23 protein-coding genes are annotated in these 20,361 nt (G+C 28.3%); 7 read left to right on the top strand and 16 right to left on the bottom strand.

Going from position 1 to position 20,361, the window contains the following annotated elements; genetic code table 11:
- Positions 1–92: 92 nt before the first annotated feature.
- The 11 genes from ACWPW7_RS08155 to ACWPW7_RS08105 form a co-directional block, all read right to left on the bottom strand.
- On the bottom strand, positions 93–596 hold the full coding sequence (locus tag ACWPW7_RS08155; RefSeq protein ID WP_454053120.1) for a GNAT family N-acetyltransferase: 504 nt from the start codon (positions 594–596) through the stop codon (positions 93–95).
- A gap of 1 nt (position 597) precedes the next feature.
- On the bottom strand, positions 598–1,587 hold the full coding sequence (locus ACWPW7_RS08150) for a GNAT family N-acetyltransferase (RefSeq protein WP_454053119.1): 990 nt from the start codon (positions 1,585–1,587) through the stop codon (positions 598–600).
- Between the two features lie 270 nt (positions 1,588–1,857).
- Positions 1,858–2,328, bottom strand: coding sequence for a hypothetical protein (locus ACWPW7_RS08145; protein ID WP_454053118.1), 471 nt, complete (start codon positions 2,326–2,328; stop codon positions 1,858–1,860).
- Between the two features lie 39 nt (positions 2,329–2,367).
- Complete coding sequence (locus tag ACWPW7_RS08140; RefSeq protein WP_454053117.1) at positions 2,368–2,979, bottom strand: CPBP family intramembrane glutamic endopeptidase; 612 nt, start codon at positions 2,977–2,979, stop codon at positions 2,368–2,370.
- A gap of 157 nt (positions 2,980–3,136) precedes the next feature.
- Complete coding sequence (locus ACWPW7_RS08135; protein ID WP_454053116.1) at positions 3,137–3,412, bottom strand: hypothetical protein; 276 nt, start codon at positions 3,410–3,412, stop codon at positions 3,137–3,139.
- A gap of 296 nt (positions 3,413–3,708) precedes the next feature.
- Positions 3,709–4,179 carry a GNAT family N-acetyltransferase gene (locus ACWPW7_RS08130; RefSeq protein ID WP_454053115.1) on the bottom strand — a complete coding sequence of 157 codons (471 nt, stop codon included), beginning with the start codon at positions 4,177–4,179 and terminating at the stop codon, positions 3,709–3,711.
- 293 nt (positions 4,180–4,472) lie between these two features.
- Positions 4,473–4,910, bottom strand: coding sequence for a hypothetical protein (locus ACWPW7_RS08125; RefSeq protein ID WP_454053114.1), 438 nt, complete (start codon positions 4,908–4,910; stop codon positions 4,473–4,475).
- 425 nt (positions 4,911–5,335) lie between these two features.
- Positions 5,336–5,857 (bottom strand): GNAT family N-acetyltransferase, encoded by a 522-nt coding sequence (locus ACWPW7_RS08120; protein ID WP_454053113.1) that lies wholly within the window; start codon positions 5,855–5,857, stop codon positions 5,336–5,338.
- A 155-nt stretch (positions 5,858–6,012) separates the two neighbouring features.
- Positions 6,013–6,552: a nitroreductase family protein gene (locus ACWPW7_RS08115; RefSeq protein WP_454053112.1), complete on the bottom strand. Its 540-nt coding sequence runs from the start codon at positions 6,550–6,552 to the stop codon at positions 6,013–6,015.
- A 248-nt stretch (positions 6,553–6,800) separates the two neighbouring features.
- The gene (locus ACWPW7_RS08110) at positions 6,801–7,715 is read right to left on the bottom strand and encodes a peptidoglycan-binding protein (RefSeq protein ID WP_454053111.1); all 915 of its coding nucleotides are present in this window, start codon (positions 7,713–7,715) and stop codon (positions 6,801–6,803) included.
- A 450-nt stretch (positions 7,716–8,165) separates the two neighbouring features.
- Positions 8,166–9,206 carry a serine hydrolase domain-containing protein gene (locus ACWPW7_RS08105; RefSeq protein ID WP_454053110.1) on the bottom strand — a complete coding sequence of 347 codons (1,041 nt, stop codon included), beginning with the start codon at positions 9,204–9,206 and terminating at the stop codon, positions 8,166–8,168.
- Between the two features lie 583 nt (positions 9,207–9,789).
- Between ACWPW7_RS08105 and ACWPW7_RS08100 the strand changes: the two genes are divergently transcribed.
- Positions 9,790–10,986 carry an alanyl-tRNA editing protein gene (locus tag ACWPW7_RS08100; RefSeq protein WP_454053109.1) on the top strand — a complete coding sequence of 399 codons (1,197 nt, stop codon included), beginning with the start codon at positions 9,790–9,792 and terminating at the stop codon, positions 10,984–10,986.
- A gap of 188 nt (positions 10,987–11,174) precedes the next feature.
- Here ACWPW7_RS08100 and ACWPW7_RS08095 read toward each other — a convergent pair whose 3' ends face one another.
- From ACWPW7_RS08095 to ACWPW7_RS08085, 3 genes are all read right to left on the bottom strand, one after another.
- Positions 11,175–11,636: a hypothetical protein gene (locus ACWPW7_RS08095; protein WP_454053108.1), complete on the bottom strand. Its 462-nt coding sequence runs from the start codon at positions 11,634–11,636 to the stop codon at positions 11,175–11,177.
- Positions 11,637–11,790: 154 nt separating this feature from the next.
- Complete coding sequence (locus ACWPW7_RS08090) at positions 11,791–13,182, bottom strand: sensor histidine kinase (RefSeq protein WP_454053107.1); 1,392 nt, start codon at positions 13,180–13,182, stop codon at positions 11,791–11,793.
- Positions 13,179–13,895, bottom strand: a complete 717-nt coding sequence (locus ACWPW7_RS08085) for a response regulator transcription factor (protein ID WP_454053106.1) — start codon at positions 13,893–13,895, stop codon at positions 13,179–13,181. The genes ACWPW7_RS08090 and ACWPW7_RS08085 overlap by 4 nt, the downstream gene beginning before the upstream one ends.
- A gap of 167 nt (positions 13,896–14,062) precedes the next feature.
- On the opposite strand from ACWPW7_RS08085, the gene ACWPW7_RS08080 reads away from it, so the two are divergent.
- The 4 genes from ACWPW7_RS08080 to ACWPW7_RS08065 are packed head-to-tail and all read left to right on the top strand — an operon-like array spanning position 14,063 to position 16,844.
- Positions 14,063–14,974: an ABC transporter ATP-binding protein gene (locus ACWPW7_RS08080; protein WP_454053105.1), complete on the top strand. Its 912-nt coding sequence runs from the start codon at positions 14,063–14,065 to the stop codon at positions 14,972–14,974.
- Entirely contained in the window at positions 14,974–15,723 is a 750-nt protein-coding gene (locus tag ACWPW7_RS08075; protein ID WP_454053104.1) for an ABC transporter permease, read from the top strand. Before ACWPW7_RS08080 ends, ACWPW7_RS08075 begins: the two co-directional genes overlap by 1 nt.
- Before the next feature lie 14 nt (positions 15,724–15,737).
- Positions 15,738–16,469, top strand: a complete 732-nt coding sequence (locus tag ACWPW7_RS08070; protein WP_454053103.1) for an ABC transporter permease — start codon at positions 15,738–15,740, stop codon at positions 16,467–16,469.
- 21 nt (positions 16,470–16,490) lie between these two features.
- Positions 16,491–16,844 carry a YxeA family protein gene (locus tag ACWPW7_RS08065; RefSeq protein WP_454053102.1) on the top strand — a complete coding sequence of 118 codons (354 nt, stop codon included), beginning with the start codon at positions 16,491–16,493 and terminating at the stop codon, positions 16,842–16,844.
- Positions 16,845–17,373: 529 nt separating this feature from the next.
- Here ACWPW7_RS08065 and ACWPW7_RS08060 read toward each other — a convergent pair.
- Both ACWPW7_RS08060 and ACWPW7_RS08055 read right to left on the bottom strand, forming a co-directional pair.
- On the bottom strand, positions 17,374–17,763 hold the full coding sequence (locus ACWPW7_RS08060) for a hypothetical protein (protein ID WP_454053101.1): 390 nt from the start codon (positions 17,761–17,763) through the stop codon (positions 17,374–17,376).
- A gap of 28 nt (positions 17,764–17,791) precedes the next feature.
- Positions 17,792–19,174, bottom strand: coding sequence for a rhodanese-like domain-containing protein (locus tag ACWPW7_RS08055; protein WP_454053100.1), 1,383 nt, complete (start codon positions 19,172–19,174; stop codon positions 17,792–17,794).
- Between the two features lie 476 nt (positions 19,175–19,650).
- Here ACWPW7_RS08055 and ACWPW7_RS08050 point away from each other — a divergent pair, with 476 nt between their 5' ends.
- Positions 19,651–19,818, top strand: a complete 168-nt coding sequence (locus tag ACWPW7_RS08050) for a hypothetical protein (protein ID WP_454053099.1) — start codon at positions 19,651–19,653, stop codon at positions 19,816–19,818.
- Between the two features lie 190 nt (positions 19,819–20,008).
- The gene (locus tag ACWPW7_RS08045) at positions 20,009–20,263 is read left to right on the top strand and encodes a hypothetical protein (RefSeq protein ID WP_454053098.1); all 255 of its coding nucleotides are present in this window, start codon (positions 20,009–20,011) and stop codon (positions 20,261–20,263) included.
- Positions 20,264–20,361 lie beyond the last annotated feature (98 nt).

Here is a 20,361-nt window from a genome sequence, read left to right as displayed (position 1 = left end):
CTATAGTTATTTTCACTTTTTTCAGACTTTTCAGTTTTTCACCGCTATATTTCTATAGCATATAGTACATTCACATTATAAATCTATTTAATTTAGCGTAATATTTCATAAAATATATACTGCTCACTCCTGAAATCTCTAATTCCAAGACAAGTCATTCCAATTTTCTTCATAACCCTCATAGACCCAATATTTTTAGGATTAGCCATACCATATATTTTTCTTACATTACTATTTTTAAAAGCAGTTTCTATAATAGCTTTTCCAATTTCAGTAGCATATCCTTTATTCCAAAAATCCACCCCTAATTGCCATTCAATTTCTGGTTGCTTCAACAAATATGGATTCAAGCCTGTTAATCCTATAATTTTATTACTTTCTTTTAATATAACTGCTCCATGAAAGTTATCTAATGATAAACTTTCTCTACTAATATTAAATTGGATATATCCCTTAGTTCTTTCTTTAGTCCAAACAGTGTCCCCAGTGCATATATGAACTCGCTTGTCTGACATTAAGTTATACAACTCATCAGTATAATCTAATGACCAAGGTTTTATATATAAACGTTCCGTTTCAATTATAATTTCGCCCATATCATTTATCTCCAATATTAATTGAATTTAAATGGTTTCTTTCATCAATTCTTCTAATCATTGAATAACAATATGGGGTAAAATGTTTAAGCCAGAAGCGTCTTCCTTCAATATTAGCAGATTCAAAATCTGTAGAACAGCGTTTCAAGCCCTTTTCAATAGCCCAATCAGTTGCTACATTTAATAATCTTGACATTATATGCTGTCCTCTATATTCTGGTAATACATAAGCTCCATTTATCGCCATTGTATAACCATCATCTAATTCATCCATATTAATTTCAGTTGTATTTGTTTTTAAATAACCTATAATTTTGCTATTAACCTCTGCAATCCATAAATTGTTACCTTCTGTTTTAAGCCAATCTCTATATTCATCTATATAATTTTCACTAATATAATTATATAAATATATTGGTGATGATAAAAGATGTTTGTCTATTCCTTTAAAAAGATGTTCCATATTAATAAGGTCTGTTATATCAGCCTTTTTTATCAACATGTTATTATCTATATTTGGCATAGCTATTTCTTCAAGAGGACGTACAGCGTCAATAACCAACATACCAAATCCATTCATCACCCAAGAATCAGTTACATTTTTATCATTAACGTACAACATTACAGCATGTGTATAACAGCCTGAATTAACCCACAAATCAGAAGCTCTTCTATAGAGTTCACTATATAAATACTTTTTATCATATTCATCAGCTATTCCATGAAGTGAAGGTAATGATAATACTCCTTTTGCTGTTCCTTTAAACTCATTAATGCTAATTCCATTTATAAATCCAGCAACTTTACCAGATTCTATAGCTACAACAAAATTGTTGTTATCTACATATTCTTTAATTTCCTTTATGTGAATTTCAATATTTTCATATTTATCAGATAGAATAGGTAATGCTACCCTCGCATTTTTATAATTAGTTGAAATAATAGTAGCTATCTCTTCAACATGAGAATCTTTTAAATAAGTATAGTACATAACAATCTCCTTCTAAGGTGATAAATAATATAAAACTATACTCAATTCACATGGTTAAATGAATAGAGAAATCTATAAAATAATCACCTCATAATTTTTTTCTGTAATTTAATTATCATAAAAACATCCTCCCTTCTCCATATTAACCAATAATTAAATATTAACATTAATGGAATTTATAGTAAATAACCATTATTAATATAAAAAAATATATACATTAAAAACAGGTAGTCTAATTTCCACTGGCAATTAGACTACCTGTTTTTATTCTTATTTTATTCTTTTCAAATGCTGAACGTGTATACCTAAATGCCCTATACCAAGTATAATATCAGAGGCAATCAACCAAATAACTTTCCCATAAATACCTAATAATAAAAAAGCTATGACAGGCAAACTTGCAAGAGGTATCGGAATTCCATAAAAACTACGATAAAAATTATATTCTGTATGTTCATTAATAAAATATCTAATCCAACAAATCTCATAAAGTATCATCAGTAAAAATGATATAATAAGCCATAAAGTCCATATTGAAAATGAAGTAATATTAAAATCATTAAAAATCAATACACTGAACGTACAACATACTTGACCTACACGTTCAAATAATAATAATATTTTATTTTCTTCAGTAGTATCGTAATTTATTGGCTGATTTTTACTCCAAATAATATTAGGAATAAATAGCATCAATAAATATATAAGACCTATATATGAAAATCCTAAATGACCTAACATAAAATACTCACTCCTGAAAAGTTACTATTTTCTATATAATTAAATTATGTTAAACATTGCCATGAGTGATGCTAGAGTATTAGCACAACCATGAAGTAACCAGCTTGAAATTATAGATCCTTCTGATTGTTTTTCATTAATCACTCCCATCAGCCAACCTGCCATAGCAGTGATTAAAGTAACTATTACAGCTCCTAATGTTCCCGATAATTTCATAAACATAATTCCATGCATTAGTCCAAATAATAATGCTTGAATAGAATTTCCAATTTTAAATCCAAATCTTTTTATAAATCTTTTTGTTAAAAATCCTCTAAAAAAAAGTTCCTCAGAAAGTCCTGTTTGTAAAAAGGCATAAATTAGAGCGGGAAAAAGAGCAGAAATACCTTTTCCTTTGAACTGTGAAGTTGCCATATTAGAACTGTCTATAAATAATGGCACAATTATAAATGCTGAGAAAGATAAAATAAATATGGTGAATATAAAAGTTAATATATATCTACTTTTGTCTTTTACAATTGGCTTTTTTATACCTAAATACTTTAAAAAGTTTGACTGTTTTTTATCTCTTGTAAGCCACCAAATAAATGGCAAAATTAAAAATAATATAACTTGAATAATTGCACTAATTAACAAATTAATAAATTCCATATTATGGCCTCCTATTATAATGCACTCTTCGCAAAATATAATAATTATGAATTATATTCTTAAAAAAATATTATCCCTCTAATCCTTATCTTAAAAGTTGATAGTTATATTGTAATATAATCATCCTATAACTTAACAACAGCTAATTTAACAACAGCTAATTTAACAATTCAGAAACAGATAAAAATGTAATTAGGACGCCCAAAATAATCCAACTTACTCCAGTAGTCTTATAATAATTCTTATTTTCTTTTAAATTTGTTCTCTTTATAATATTAATTCGATCTACTCCATTAATAATATTACTTACACCTAAAAATAGAAAAGCAATATTCCTTTCAACAAAATGTAAAAAATATAAAATAACTATAATCGCGGTAATAATATTAAATGTCCACTGTATTATTGAAATAATTTTATAATTGTTTTTCAAAATTACCCTCTCCTCTATTTATAATAATTTAATTTATATAATCTAATATTTATATCTCCCTAAACTTATGTCTATAATACATTCTCTTTAACACTTCAAGTTCCTCCACATTCCAGTAAAAAGACATCTAATATACTTTCAAAAGTGAATTAGCTTGCTTAATAAGCCATTCCTATCACAAAATAAAAAACACCGCAAATTCACTTATGAATAATACGGTATCTCAATTTATATTTACTTTTTATATTAGTATTAATAAATTCTTATAATAATTTACTGCTCATTAAAGCTACCTATTAAATATTTTTAGACATATTTATATCAGTAGCAATAAATCCTGTCTTTTCATATAATGATAAAGCCCTTTTGTTATGTGCAAATACATGTAATGAAATTTTATTAATACCAAGTCCTTTAACTACATCATCAAGAGATTTAAGTGCTTGACTGCCATATCCTTTACTACGAAATTCTTTAAAAACAATGAAGTCATATATAAAGGCTTCTTTTCCAATTAATTTTTCGTAACATTGAAACCATAGGTATCCAACCTTTATCTGTTTATCAGCATCTATTATAGAAAAAAGATATTGATTTTCACTATAAATACCCTTTGGAAGTAATCTAGCAAAAGTTTCTTTAGATAGGTTTTCTGCTTCCTCTTGAGCCCAAGTACCCGCTTTAATTTTTTCAGCAGCATAATCCTTAATAGCGTTATTAATGTAGTTATCAAAATCAAATTCATTCATCTTTTCTAATCTAATCATATTCCCCTCCAATTATATAATTTTTTAATAAATATTTTAAAACTAACATAACTTATAACATCTCTAGATAAAGATTATGCTCATTCTAGAATGTATATTAATTTATAGAAGATTTTAGTCTGTCAAATATTCATCACTCTTAAATGTAATCTTACCTCAATAAGCAAGTTATACAGCTGTATTCCATAGCTCTTTAATCTTATTGAAAAGCTTTTGATAATCTAAGCTTATTAGCTATGTAAGACTTTAATCATGCTACCAATGAAACATATATACCATAGATAATTTGTAATCTATTTAATCAAATTAAAATAATAAACTACATCTTTACATAACTGATTTAGCTCAATAGAGGAAATAATAATCTTGTAAACTAGAAAACTCATAGTGATTGTAACAAATGGCTGCAAAGATTTTTTATTGTTTTCTCTTTTATATAATTGACTATCTCTTCGTAAATTTATAAAAATTTTTAAAATAAAAATTAAATATAGTAGAAATAAAAATAAGGAAAATCTTTTAAACCCAATCTCAATAACATTATCTCTAAAGCTCCTAAGTGTTTCCTTATTAAAATCATTTTCAATAATATTATTTTTAATGTTATTTTTAGATATTGCCACATTCCATTTTAAAATTCTTATACTGTTTTCATTTAAAATATCCATTTTGTAATAATACTTTCCACTTCTAAACTCTAATCCTTGGGAACTATTAGAAATATAAAGCATAAAAACTACAAGTATAATAGCAAAAATTACAGAGTCAATTAAAATCTTTTTTTTTGGTTTTACTACTCATAACCAATCTCCATTAATGTACTAAATATTATTCTTAGTTTACGTTATCTAACTATTGTTCATTATTGTATATTTATAATTTAATTAAGATAATTCTTTACTAATAAATTCAAGATGGTATTCTGTCATATTCGTTTTAAAACCTAATTTTCTCACTAAATTAATTATTTCTACATTATTTTCATATACGTTAAAATATATTTCTTTTAAGATGCATTTTATCATTTCTTCCATAATCACTCTGATTATTTATGATATACATTAATATTTTTTACCATTGTGTAACAATTTAAGAAGAATATAATTCAATCTAAATAAGTATTCTACTTAGTTTGTTTATTTAGTAAATCTAATACTTAATTCGATGAGAAACTAATATAACTACTTTCGTAATATTCATTTTTTAGCATTGAATATATAATTTGATCTAAATAACCACGTTTAGATTTATAGCTTTGTCTTAGAACTCCATCTCGATGCATTCCAAGTCCTTCATAAAGCCTAATCCCTATCAAATTATCTGGATACACATCCAACCAAAAGCGATTAATATTTCTATCTTCAAATGCATATTTTAGTAATGCAATCATAGCTTCTTTTCCGTATCCTACTCCTTTGTGAGAAATAGCAATTCTTCTTAGTTCAAAAATTTCTGATTTAAAATCTAATCTAATTAGAGCATATCCAATAATTGAGTTATCCACTTTTTGTCTAAACACAAAAAGCAAGTGATTTTTATCTTCAATTTCTGCCTTGTGTTCTTCGTAAGTACCAATCCAAAGAAAGTCTCTATTATCCCTATGGCTTTCCAATCTGATGATAGTTTCAATATCTTCTTCAGTAGCATCAATTATATAAAGACGTTTTGTTTCTATCATAACTAGTCCCCCTACTTTTTAGCTATTCCTATTATATAAATGTTTTTTATTTCCTCAATAATCATATTAGATGACATGTTCTATTTAACCTTTATATATTTTCCTACATACTTTAATCTTATTGTAAGTTAAAAAATTTACTTTTGCATAAATTTTTACCAAACTTCATAGTGTATTATTTCTTCAAGTTTCTTTCGTGGACGAGCTTTTGGAGTTTCATTTGTATATCCAACAGTTATAACACCTACTACATACTTATCAGATGGTATATTTAGTATTGGTCTAATCTCTTCTTGAATAAACCACCCAACCCAACAGGTGGCTAATCCTAAACTAGTAGCTTCAAGTAACATATGTTCTATAGAAATTGATGTATCTCTGATTATCTGTTTCAGCTCCATTTGTGGACTATCTTCATTTAGTACTATATCTATATCTTCTCCCATTCTAGAGCGTATATCGGCAACACATACAATAAAAACTGGAGCAGAAAGCATCCATTTTTGATTATGGGATACTTCAGCTAATCTTTTTCTAGTAGATTCAGATTTTACCACAATGAAATGCCATGGCTGCGTGTTGCTACCAGAGGGCGCAAGTCTTGCACTGTTAAGTATCTGAATTATTTTTTCGTCTTCAACAGATTTATCAATGTAATTTCTAATACTTCTACGATTTTCAATTTCTTTAATCATATTTTTAATTTCCTCCATTAAAGTATAATATTAAAAATTCCTTTATTTTTAATATATTCCCTAGCAAATACTTTTCACCTTCTTTTTATAAAAAGATTAAGGACTATTCAAAAGTATTTTGAATAGCCCTTAATTTTTAAAATATATTTTTAGTAAAACTGTTAAAACTTCTTAAGGATAAATAACTATATAAGCTATTTCTATACAGCTACTGTAATACTTTGTACTTCTTTTAAAGCTTTCTGAATTTAATTTGCTCCATAGCCATCTATAATAGTTTTATTAAGCTTATAATAGTTCATTTTTACAGCATCGCTAGAATTTCCTTCAATAGTACGAATTGCTCCTTCAGAAGGTAAATATTCTACTACAATACCAGTATGATAATAAGAACCTGATGAATTTTTAAAGAAAATAACATCGCCTGGTTTTGGATTGTATCCTGAAATTCTTGTCTTGTATCTTCCACGAGCTTTATACCAATTTACTCCATCTGAACAAAGAGCATACCTTGGTACAATACTTCCAAGTATTCCAGCTTTATTAGCGCACCAAGACACAAACATAGCACACCAAGGTTGACCATTCATTCCATACCATTCGCCATAAGGATTTATATTGTTCCCATTAGTTTCTTTAAATCCTTTTTTAAGTTCTTGTTTTGCTACTTCAATAAATTTACTAACACCTGATCCACCTACAACTACATCATCATTCGAATTTGAAGAACTATTTAATGCCTTCCAAGTTGCTGGTCCTACTATTCCATCTGCTGATAATCCGTTGGCTCTTTGGAATTTTATCACCGCATCATGAGTACCTTGTCCAAATACTCCATCAGCTCCATATTGACCTACGCTATATCCTTTATTTATTAATTTTTGCTGTAGTTCTCTTACTTTATCTCCTCTTGATCCCATTTTTAATAGTTCTCCACCAGAAGAATTATTACCGGAAGAATTATTAAGTGCATTCCAAGTTGCTTGTCCTACTATCCCATCTGCCGATAGTCCGTTGGCTCTTTGAAATTTAATTACCGCATCATAAGTACCTTGTCCAAATACTCCGTCAGCTCCATATTGGCCAACACTATAACCAAGTGAAATAAGTTTTTGTTGAAGTTTTCTTACTTCTTCTCCTCTACTACCCTTTTGTAATAACATAACATCCTCTCCTTAATTTTAAATTTGTTTTACACTATATAAAGAGAATGTAATAGTACCTTTGTAACCCTATCTTTAAATAAAATTTTAATTTTACATTTAAGATGCTAATATTTCTATTTCTCTACAACAAAAAGCACCTATCACGGTGCTATAAGGACTTATTAAAGATTATATTAATTTAAACCATAAAAGTTCTATAAAGATACAAGCTCAAATTTTAAATTATCCATAAACCTTAAAAATATTTTTATACAAAATAAATAATTGATTTTTAAGTAATCCCTGCTTAATATAAATAATTAAAATAAGATTATTATAGATAATCTTATTTTATATATACAAATATTCCATTATATCAATTTATCTAGACTATTATAAAAAGGAGAATAATATCAACTACTCTCCTTTCATTTCCTTAATTACAAATTAAATTTAACAATTACTTTACTATATTTCTTCGAAAATAATTGTTCTTATCTTAGACACTCTCTTAAAAAAATGCTCACTTGGAACATTTGTTATCATAATAATTTGAACATCTTCCTCTGGGAAAACTTCATTTGATGCAAGAAATCCAGGTATTATCCCGCTATGGTCTACCCTTTCTCTGACTTTGCCTCCAAGTTCTTCAGAAATTAAATGTACTCCATATCCATAATAATCATTTTCTTTAACCTTAATATGTTTATCAGTTATTTTCTTTAATAATTCTTTGCTAACAATCTTTCCTCCAATTAATGCCCTATTCCAAATATAAAAATCTTCAACTGTAGAATATAAGGCTCCTGCAGCATGAGGTATACTCATATCTATAAACTCACAATTTGTAAGACTTTTTTCTTCACCCTTTAATTCATAGCCACTAGCCCTATTTTTAATTATTTTATAATAATCATCATATCCAGTATCAACCATTAAAAGTTTATTAAAGATATTCTCCTGTAAGTATTCTTCATAGCTTTTATTAGATACTTTTTCAATTATATATCCTAGTAAAGCATATCCAGAATTTGAATAAGAGTATTTCGTTCCTGGTTCAAAATCATATGGAACATGTTTAAACTCGTTAATCAGCATCTCTAAACTATGCTTTTTCCTTATAGTATTTTCAATAGAACCTTCAATATTAGTATAATTAAATATTCCTGATGTATGGGTCAACAAATGATGAACGGTTACCTTATCTCCTTTAGGATAATCTGGAATATATTTATCTAATGTATCATCTAAACTTAATTTTCCTTTCTCAAAAAGTTGCATTATTGCTACTGCTGTAAACTGCTTTGTTACAGAACCAATACGAAATTTTGTTTTAGATGTATTTAAAACATCTAATTCATAATTTGCCATACCATATCCTTTGCTAATTGTTTTTTCACCTTTTATAGAAACTAATATAGCTCCACTAAAGCTCTCTTTTTCCACAAGGTCGTTTAAATAATTATCAATATTTATATTAATCTTATCTAAGACTTTTTTATTTATCATAGTCCTTATATTCCCCCTTTACTCATAAATCCATAACCATATAATAAAATTTACTTTTATTATACATAATTTACTTTATAGCTAGTTCATTTTATATGATAACTAATTTAAAACTTCTCATTTTCTATAAATCTATGAATTCATCTCATTAATAAAGCTATTTTAGCATTTTTCAGAATTAACTGTCAATTTTTTTTGCATAAGCAATAGATTTAAATGTATATTCTATAAAATCCTTATAATAAATTTTTCAACTTATTCTTTTCTTTATATATACTTTAATTAATTCAGTTTTGCATATACAATATAGATAAATCATTTTAAAATTTAATATATAACTGAGTATCTATTCTTTTAGATATTTCGGTTTGAAACTTAAAGAAATTAACAATTAAAAGTGGGCAATTGACAATTATAGTTGAAATTAATTCTCTCCGAATTAATTTCTTTAATAGGCTTTTCAATAAAAGTGACTTCGTTAATTTTAAAAGAAATTTAAAACTTCTCTCTTATGAGAGAAGTATCCATAATTGTCAATAGTCAATTTTCAATTGTATAAGTGTTTAATAAAGGAGAATGTCAAATGGAAAGGCTTTATTATGAAAATCAATATATTAAAGATTTTGTAGCAGAGGTTATAGAAGTTAAAGAAATTGATGACAAATTTCATATTGTGCTAGATAAAACAGCTTTTTTTCCTGGTGGTGGTGGTCAGCCTTGCGATTTAGGTTTAATAGAAAACTTAAATATTATAGATGTATATGAAGAAAATGGAGTTATATATCATGTCACTGAAAAGAAACCTATAAAAATACATAGAGTTAAATGTTCTATAGATTGGGTAAGAAGATTTGATGGTATGCAACAGCACTTAGGTCAACACGTACTTTCTGGCTGTTTTTTTAAATTTTTCAATGCCAACACCTGTGGATTTCATTTAGGACAATTCGTTAGCACAGTGGACATAGAAGGTATTTTAGATGAAGAAACCATTAGAAAAGCTGAAGCTATGGCAAATGAAATTATTCATAACAATTTAAAGGTAGAGTTTTTACTACCAAATAAAAAGGAACTAAAAAAATTAAATCTAAGAAGAGATCTTCCAAAAACAGATGAACAAATAAGGGTAGTTAAAATAGAAGATTTAGATATAAATGCTTGTTGCGGCGTTCACCCTTCCTCAACGCTAGAACTTCAAGTAATCAAAATAAAAAGATGGGAAAAACATAAAAAGGCAACTAGACTAGAATTCTTAACAGGAAATAGAGCTGTTGAAGACTATCTAAAAAAAGATCACTATATGAATCTTATATGTAGATATTTAAATACCAATGAAGAAGAAGCTATAAAGGGTATAAAAAACTTACATGAAGAGCTAAAAAATACTATAGAAGAAAATAAAAAATCCCTAATTGAACTTACTAATTATAAAACCCGTGAAATCATAGACTCTGCTGAAAAAATAGGGGATATTTCTATCGTTAAAGAAATCTATGATAATGAGGATATGAAATATGTAAGTAAATTAGTTTCAAAAATTACAGATAATTCTAAAACCATTGCCTTAATTGCTATTAAATCTTCTGAAAAAGCTAATTTAATATTTGCAAAATCAAAAGATGTAAAAAATATAAATATGAATAATCTTCTTAAAGATACTATCACCTTAATTGATGGTAGAGGTGGTGGAAGTGAGTTTCTAGCCCAAGGCGGAGGAAAGAACAATGGAAATGTAGATTCTGCCTTAAACAGTGCCTTTATAAAAATAAAAAATAGCTAAATTATATTTATATTATATAAATGATTATAAAAAAAGTGTAAGTAAATTTTGTCTCACATAATCTACTTACACTTAATTTTATTTAATTATAATCAGCTATTGAGCCCTTCTATTCTAAAAAACTCCAAGGGCTTTGACGGTGGAGTTTTAACCATAATTCGTATTTTTCATTCTTAATTTTCAATTTTTCAAGAAAGCTTTAGGTCTGTATTATCCTTAAGTATGATTACTTTATCTTCATAAGATTCAAGCATCTGTAGAATATTATCTTTAGATTTTTCAAAATCACTACTCCATTTATACATAGAAAAAAGCATTTTCATAGTTGGAATATAATTAGACTTTTCTAGTTTTAAATTTTGGCGAATCCAACGCTTCGCAATACGATATTTTCGTTTGAATGATGGTGTATCTAGTAAAATAATAGTGTCTGCTTTATTAAATCCATCTTTAAAACATTGACGGAAAACACCTTCAATAATCCATTTCTCAGAATTAATAATTTTATTAAATTCAGAATCTCTTTCTTCTGGAGATCTTCTTACATCACCGCTTGGTAACCTTAAATGAACTACATTATCTAATTCATGCCATGGAACATTGAATTGCTCTGATAGTTTTTTCGCCATTGTAGTTTTTCCACTTGCCACTGAACCTATAATATATATTTTAGATCCTCTATAATGATTGTTTATAGTGACATCTCCTCTCTAAGCCATATAAGCTAAGAATATTAATATTTACATATACTTTTTAATTTCTATTATTTTATATTAATAGGTTATAGTTCTAAAAATATATAATTTAACGCTCTATAACGGGGAGAATAATTATTGCCTTAAACCCTTCCCCCTCTTGACTTTCAAGTATAAATTTGCCATTATGAGCTTTAATAATCCTTGAGACCATAGGTAATCCTAACCCATGTCCATTATGAATGAAGCTCTTTCTTTTAGAAGAGTATGGTAATTCCAACAAATTTGGAATTTCACTCTGAGGTATCCCCTTTCCATTATCAGATACAATAAAACGACAAGTTTTTTTATCAGTATCCAGAATTGAGTGCAATAATATTCTGCAGCCTTCTTTATTATGAATAATGCTATTTTGAACAAGATTGGTTATTGCACGAATTAATAATTTCTCATCTCCATTTATTTTTATATATTCTTCTGAAACATCTAATTCTATAGTATATTTTTCCTCTAATCCATTATTTAAAAACTCTGATGCTACTTGTCTTGCAAGTGAGGACAATTTAAGCATCTTTTTATTTAGCGGCTGCATATCATACTCTAACATTGATACCATATTTAAATCTACCACAAGAGAGCGTAATTTTTCCCCTTGATGACGAATAATACCTGCCTGCTGGCGCTGTTCCAAAGTGATAACTTCATTTTCCTCAAGGCTACTTGCATAGCCAAGCATTATTGAAAGCGGTGTTCGTATATCATGAGATATACCTGCAATCCAATTGAACCGTGCTTCATCTCTTGCCTTTAATGCAATATTTTTTTCCTCTAAAAGTTTAGAAGTATAATTAACACTTTCTGCAAGGTCACTTAAGACTCCATTAGGTTCAATATCTACAGGCTTTTCTTCTGTTAGAGCATGAATACCGGCAATAATAGATTTTATGGATTTTATTAAACGGGAACCAATTAAAAGTGACAATAACAATGCTAAAAGAATGTTTATTATTATTAAAGATAACAACCTTAAAGGCAAAGAACTTATCCAATCTACAGAAAAATCGAAGTAATATTTAGCTAAGCTCTCTTTTGGGTATCCAACAACAAGAAGTTCATCGCTATGTTCCCATACATAGACAGGATAGTCCATTAAATAATTCCGTGAAAATTGTGCTACATCTGTAATGGAATAAGTATTAGGAACCTCCTTTGGCATTCTCTCATTCCATATTACATTGCCTTCTTTATTTATTAGCATAGCCCAAGCCTTTTTTTCTTCTAATAGTTTTTTAACTTCATTATCCAAGTTATAACTTAATCCATTATTACTTAATCCTTCTGAAACCACTTTAACTGTATTAAGAGGCGATTGTCCTTGTGGTTCATTCATTCCTTTAAATATCAGTGTTCCAAGCATAATAAAATTTAAAATTACCAAGGCAATAGATATGAATATAGTTGCTCTTATGAAATGCCTTAAAATTTTATAAGCGCCATTCATATTTCTTTTTCCTCTACTATGAGTTTATATCCAAGTCCTCTAATAGTAATTAGGTATTTAGGCTTAGATGGTTCTGACTCAATCTTTTCTCTAATACGCCTTATGTGAACCATTAAAGTGTTTTCATAACCGAAATAATCATCTCCCCATACAGATTGACATAGAGCATCACTTGTAGTAATACGTCCTTTATTTTCATAGAGTTTTAAAAGTAAAGCATGTTCTTTAGCAGTCAATGGTTGTTCACCTTTTTCGCTGCGTACCATTGCACTTTCCAAATCCACAATACAATCACCAACAGTAAAAATAGGTACGCTCTCCTTAATTGATGAGTTATAAACCCGTCTTAATATAGCCATAAGCCTAAGCATAAGCTCTCTAGGTAAAAAAGGTTTCACAATGTAATCATCTGCTCCTAAGCCCAGTCCTAACAAACGATCTTCATCCTCTCCCCTTGCTGATAAAAAGAGAACAGGTAAATGTGAAAATTTACGTATGGAGGACAGCAAAGAAAAACCATCACCATCTGGTAACATCACATCTAGAATAGCAATATCAGGCTTCTCAGTCTGGCATAGCATTAAAGCTTCTTTACAATTTGATGCATGATATATTCGTGAAAATCCTTCTTTACGTAAAAAAATTTCTACCATATTTCTTATTTCACTCTCATCATCAATAATGAGTATCTTTCTATATTTTAAATCTTCCATATTTCATCACCCAACTTTATTATATAATACAAATTCTGTAACTTCTAATAAACTTCTTCTCATTACATAAATTTAAGGTTGTCGTAAGGTTCTTGTAAGTGGAAAGAAAGGTTTTGGTGCTACACTACTCCTAGAGAAAATTTTTAAAAATAAAAGGAGTGAAAAAAATGAACACAATTGTATCAACACATAATCTTTCAAAATACTACGATAAAATCTATGGAGTAAACAATGTCAATTTAACAATTTACGAAGGTGATGTCTATGGCTTTGTCGGTCCTAATGGAGCTGGAAAATCAACTACTCTCAAAATGTTATTAGGTCTTGTAAAGCCTACTAATGGTAATATTAGAATTTTTGGAAAAGAACTTGCTAAAAATCGTCACTATATTTTAAGTAATACAGGTTCTCTCATTGAGTCTCCTTCTTATTATGGGCATCTTACCGGAATGGAAAACATGCGTATTATGCAACATCTCTGTGGTGCGCCAGATAAAAATCTTCACAAAGCTTTACAAATTGTTCGATTAGAAAATCAGAAGGATAAAAAAGTATCACAATATTCATTAGGTATGAAACAGCGTCTTGGCATTGCAATGGCATTAATCAATTTTCCTAAACTGCTTATATTAGACGAACCCACAAATGGCCTTGATCCTGCTGGTATAGGAGAAATTCGTGAACTTATTAAATGCCTGCCACAACAATATGGAATTACTGTCTTGATTTCTAGTCACTTGCTATCGGAAATTGAGCAAATAGCTACATCTGTTGGCATCATAAACCATGGCGAGCTTTTATTTCAAGGCAGCATGGACTTATTAAAAAATATGAGCAAGCCTCATATATCTATTAAAACACAAAATAATGAAGTAGCAGCAAATTTGCTTCAATATAAAGGGTTTTCACCAGTTGTTAATAATCATTCTCTGACTTTAGGAGATATGAAAGATAATGAGATAGCAAAAGTAAACAAACTTTTGATTGAGTCTGGTATAGATGTTTTCCGTATTGAAGAGCATAAAAGGAATTTAGAAAGTGTATTTTTAGAATTAACAGGAAAGGAACAAAGCCTATAATGAGAACAATTATATTAGAATTTTATAAATTACGTCGGAAACGTATATTATCTATGATTACCATATTCATCGGTGCAGAAATATTATGGGCATTTATGGCTATAAGTATGTCCATGAGTCGTAATCCAGAAAGTATAAAATGGGAAGCAATCATTGCAGTTATATCTTCTATGAATGGACTATTTTTACCAATTATTTCAGCAATTGTAGCTTCTCGTATTTGTGATATGGAGCATAAAGGAAATACATGGAAACTCTTATTATCCACAAGTAAGAAAATTAGTCACATCTATGCATCCAAATATTTATGTTCTGCCATACTACTATGTTATGGAGTTATTATTCAAGTTCTTGCTATCTCAATCTTTGGTATAGTAAAAAACGTACCAAGCTCTATGCCTATTGCATTATTAATAAGATTTATAATATCTACTATGCTTACCAATATGGCTATACTTGCATTGCAGCAATGGATATCTTTCTCCATTAAAAATCAAGCTTTTGCTCTATGTTTAGGAATGATTGGTGGATTTTTAGGAATGTCAGCAGCACTTTTCCCAACATCTTTACGTCGTATCTTTATTTGGTCTTATTACACAGAGTTATCCCCTGTAACCTATATATATAATGGTACGTCAGCTGAATACATAATACGTACTATTGACCCTAAAATTATAGCTATAGTTTTATTAATGGGAATAGTTTTTTATATTGCTGGAAACGCTCATGTTTCTAAACAAGAAATATAACGGAGGGATTTTAAATGATTAAAAAATGTATTAAGGCTGAATTACTTAAACTTCACCATTCTCATATATGGCTTATCCTAATTATACTTCCAATTGTCAGTATATTGATTGGAGGAGCAAATTTCTATTTTAATCAGGGGATTTTGCAAAATGAATGGTATAGTCTTTGGACACAAGTAAGTCTATTTTATGGTGAATTCTTTCTCCCTATCCTTATTTCTATTCTTTGTGCTTATGTCTGTAGACTAGAACATATGAATAAAAATTGGAATACAGTAATGACAGCTCCTGTGTCAATCTCAAGTATATTTATATCTAAATTATTAATAGTTGGATTCTTAACTTTTTTAGTACAAACCTTTTTTATTAGCTTTTATCTTCTTTTTGGAAAACTTTTTGGATTTTCATCACCACTTCCAAAAGAACTTTTTGGTTGGATGTTTCGTGGTTGGTTAGCATCTATATCTATAGGCTCAATACAACTTTGGATATCTATCCGTATCCGCAGTTTTGCAGCGCCTATTGGTATTTGTGTTTGTGCTACTTTTATAGGGTTAGGAATATATGTCATGAAGTTTGGTATGTTTTTCCCATATTCATTTTTCACAATTGGTATGGGAGTTTTAAGCCAAGAAAGCTTAACTATTGTGGAAAATGCTACATTTATTTTAATGAACTTAATTTTCATAAGTACATTTTCTTATCTTACAATCACTAAACTTACTAAGACTGACATAATAGCTTAAAAAATAGAAAGGGGGATTTTAATGAAAAAGTTTTTTTCTATTATATGCTTAATAATACTTATGATAGTTTCTTTCTCAATTTTATTTCTTAATCCAGATAAATTAACACCAGAAAACCCAGCAGGCAAAAGTATTTACTATACTGTTATAAATAATAAAAGTACATTTCTAAATGATAATAATAGATATGAATATATCCTAGATTCATATGATAATAAAGGTAATGTGAAATCTCTAACATTTACTGCAAGCAAAGAGCTACGAGAAAATGCTTATTTAGAGTTATATGTCGCACCATTCCGTGGTGTCACTTATTGGCAGGAAATACAATACAATGATTTACCAAGTATTGTTCAAAAAATATATAGAAAATAAACATATATACTTGTTATTTATTGTTATTAACAGAAGAGATTATCTTATAGATAAACTACCTTAAAACTTAATGTATATCTCTATAATATTTTAATTCACAATGCAAAATGTACAATTAAGGTGGAAATTATTTTTAATCAAAAAATTTCTTTAATGGATTTTTTAGCTAGCAATATAATTGCTAGTGTTTTATTGTAGCGGCGAACAGTGTTCGCCAGTTCTTTTTAATACGTCTTATAGTTTAATATTTATTCAATAATATATGGTGAACACTGTTCGCCGCTACGGTTAATCAATTCTAAATTTCTCAGTTACCACTGAGAAATATCCGGAATTGTGAACTGTGAATTTTGAATTTAGTAGTTTTAGGGACGACACCAATAAGTGTTAATTATTTTCAGAGATAGATTAAATTTAGGAGTGATATATCTATATCCAAATTGTAAAGATAATGTAATTTATTTCTTAATTCAAAAGAAAAGGCTGAGCTTCAAAAGAAACTCAGCAAAATACAGCTCTATAGTAAAGTTTAAAGAAATATAATCTTTAATAGTTCTATGACCAATACTATTGAAAATCCTATTAAAATTACATAGTAAGATAATAAAACTTGTGAATTAAAGATTACTCCAAAGAGAATTAAACATAAAGTGATTGCTATAACTCCAATGGAATACTTAAACTTATTAAATTTTTTATAAGCTTTAACACTTAAAATTACTAAAATTATCAGCAATAAAATTAACCCATAAATTATCTTTAGTCTTAAGGATAATTTATCATATACACTATTTCTATAAGTTAATGATCGCATTACCCCCATCTTTTCATCAGATAGATAATGAATAGTTAATACAAAAATCACTAAAATTAATTGAATAATTGTACTTGTCCATTTGAAAATTTTTTTAAACTTCATATTTCATACCTTATAAAATTTCTATTAATTATTGTTGTTTTTTAGGTTCTCCTGTTTCTACAGGTCCTGCTGGATTTCCGGTGTTTCCACTCCATTCATTCCAGCCACCATCATAAAGAGAAATATCTTTTAGTCCCATCACATCAGCATACACTAATACTTCTGCTGCTCTCCATCCTGTTCCACAGAAAAAGGATAATCTTTGATCAGGGGTAATTCCCCATTCTTTCCACATAGCTAGAATTTCATCTTTATTACGCATTGTATTATCTAAATTTCTATAGTCCTGTAGGCTTGATGAGTCTGTACCTGCATGTCCCCAAACAGCTCCAGCTGGACGTCCTGTTGGCTTAATATAATCATAACCTGAGATTTTACCTGTATGCTCTTCCCAAGCTCTTATATCTACTAATTTGCTTCCTTGTTTATCTGCTAATATCTCTTTAGCTTCTGGCATATCAATAATATACTCTTTATTTGCTGGTGTAGTTACTCCGAAAGAATCTACTGGAGTGGCTTTATTTGATTCTTTTTCTAGTTCATATCCTGCTGCTTTCCACTTTTCAGTTCCACCATTTATTACTCTAACATCTTTAACACCTAAATACTTTAATATAGCAGCAACTCTATAAGCTGCAGTTGAATCTGGTCCGTATAATACAGCGGTTGTATCTACTGTAATTCCCTTACCTTCTGCAAATTTTATAAGTTTATCATCTGAAATGCGATTCCAAAGTGGTCCCTCTTCAACTTCATCAGTGTTTATATGTACTGCACCTTTTATATGACCAGCTTTTAAATAATCTGGTGATTTTGTCTCATCACCCCAGCTAACTTCAAATATTTTAAAGTCATTACCATTGTAAGTTTCAGGTTTCTTTCCTTCTACTAAATCTTTTACCCAAGATATTGGAACTACCATTTCATAGTTTGGATAAGATTCCATTTCAAGACTTGAGTCCTTAGCCCACTCTTTAACATCATAAGTATATAAATTCTCATATCCCTTTTTAGCTAAATAATCTGCTACTTCATTAGCATCTTTACCATTAGCATCATAAAGAACAATATTTTTTTCATTTGAGATTTCCTTTGTTTTCAAAGCTTCATCTAATATTTTTTCCTTATCCTGAAAGTCAACCTTTAACCAAGAAGCTGAAAAGTCTGTAGCTCCTTTTACATGACCACCTCTTGTGACCTCATCAAACTTCCAACCATTGAAGGCATCGCTTTCTCTTGTATCTACAATAACCCAATCATCTTTACCAATTTTATCTTTAAGATCACTTGTAGAAATTGTTTTTACTGTTGTCTCTCCCTTAGATTCTTCCTTCTTACCACAAGCTGCCAAAAGAACTATGGATAGAGATAAAATTAAGATAAGAGATAAATTTTTTGTTACTCTTTTCATTTTGTTTCCCTCCTAAAATTTTAGTTACTTATAAGAATCTTAAATATATTTTATCTAATAGCTATTTACTCTAATATTGCCATTATCTATAAAGGGTGAGTAAATAAATTTAATAAATGTTAAAATGAGATAAATATGTTTTTAAACTAAATTTCACTTAATTAAATTTATTTTTACTTTTTATTCCTCATATATAATAACATTTTTTAAATCAAAATATTATTTATTTATCAAATAGTTCATGTCATATCTATAGGTATAACTAATATAGAAAAATTGTCCTTTCTATCCAACTACTATTTCATAAATCTACTATTTAAAATATATAATTCAAAGATTATATTTACTAAATAAACATATTTTCATATAAATAAAGAAATTGGTATTTTGTATTATAATTAGTTACATATATGTAAAATAGAGGTCTTTTATTAATGTTTCAATTATATATCAGGAATATTTTTAGGAGGTTTCGGATGATTAAAAAAGTTACTGTTATCATTCTTATTTTATTATTATCTATAAGTACAAATGTTTTTGCAGGAGATATACCTGAATCAATTATGTTAGGTGAACAAAAGGCACTTTTTATAGGTAAAATTACTGATATTGATACTAACTTATATAACATTAAACCATTATGATGGGAAGTATTGAAGAAACAGAAATTCAAGTAAAAAATTCGATAAATATTATGGAACAGAGGATAAGTCTAAAATTGGAGACGTCATTGTATCAGCTCTATTAGATGATAATAAAATTAATGATACTTGGATATTTAAATGCACATCTGAAGATTATAAAACTTTAGAACTTATAAGCGAACCATATGAAATGGTACTTCGTTACCAACAATACATAAATGAAGGAATGTACTTTGAAGCACAAAAAAAGATTGATGAAGATAAAAAACAATCCGCTAATGCAACCAATATAAGCATACAAGATAGAGACGCAAAACAAAATAACTATAAAGATAAATCAATAAAGACTTTTCTAATTAATAATATATTTATATTATTGTCAGCTTTAATAACTATAATAGTATTTATAATTTTTATTATATATAAAAAGCAACACAATAACTAAACAAAGCATAACATAGGGCCTGTCCTACACGGTAAGCCCTATGTTCTAGAAATACATCAATAATTTTTACCTAGCATAACTTTATAGCTTCTTTAATA

It is taken from the genome of Clostridium sp. Marseille-Q7071, from assembly GCF_965112025.1.
The sequence above is the reverse complement of the archived record's forward strand: the minus strand, read 5'-3'. Positions and strand labels throughout refer to the sequence as shown.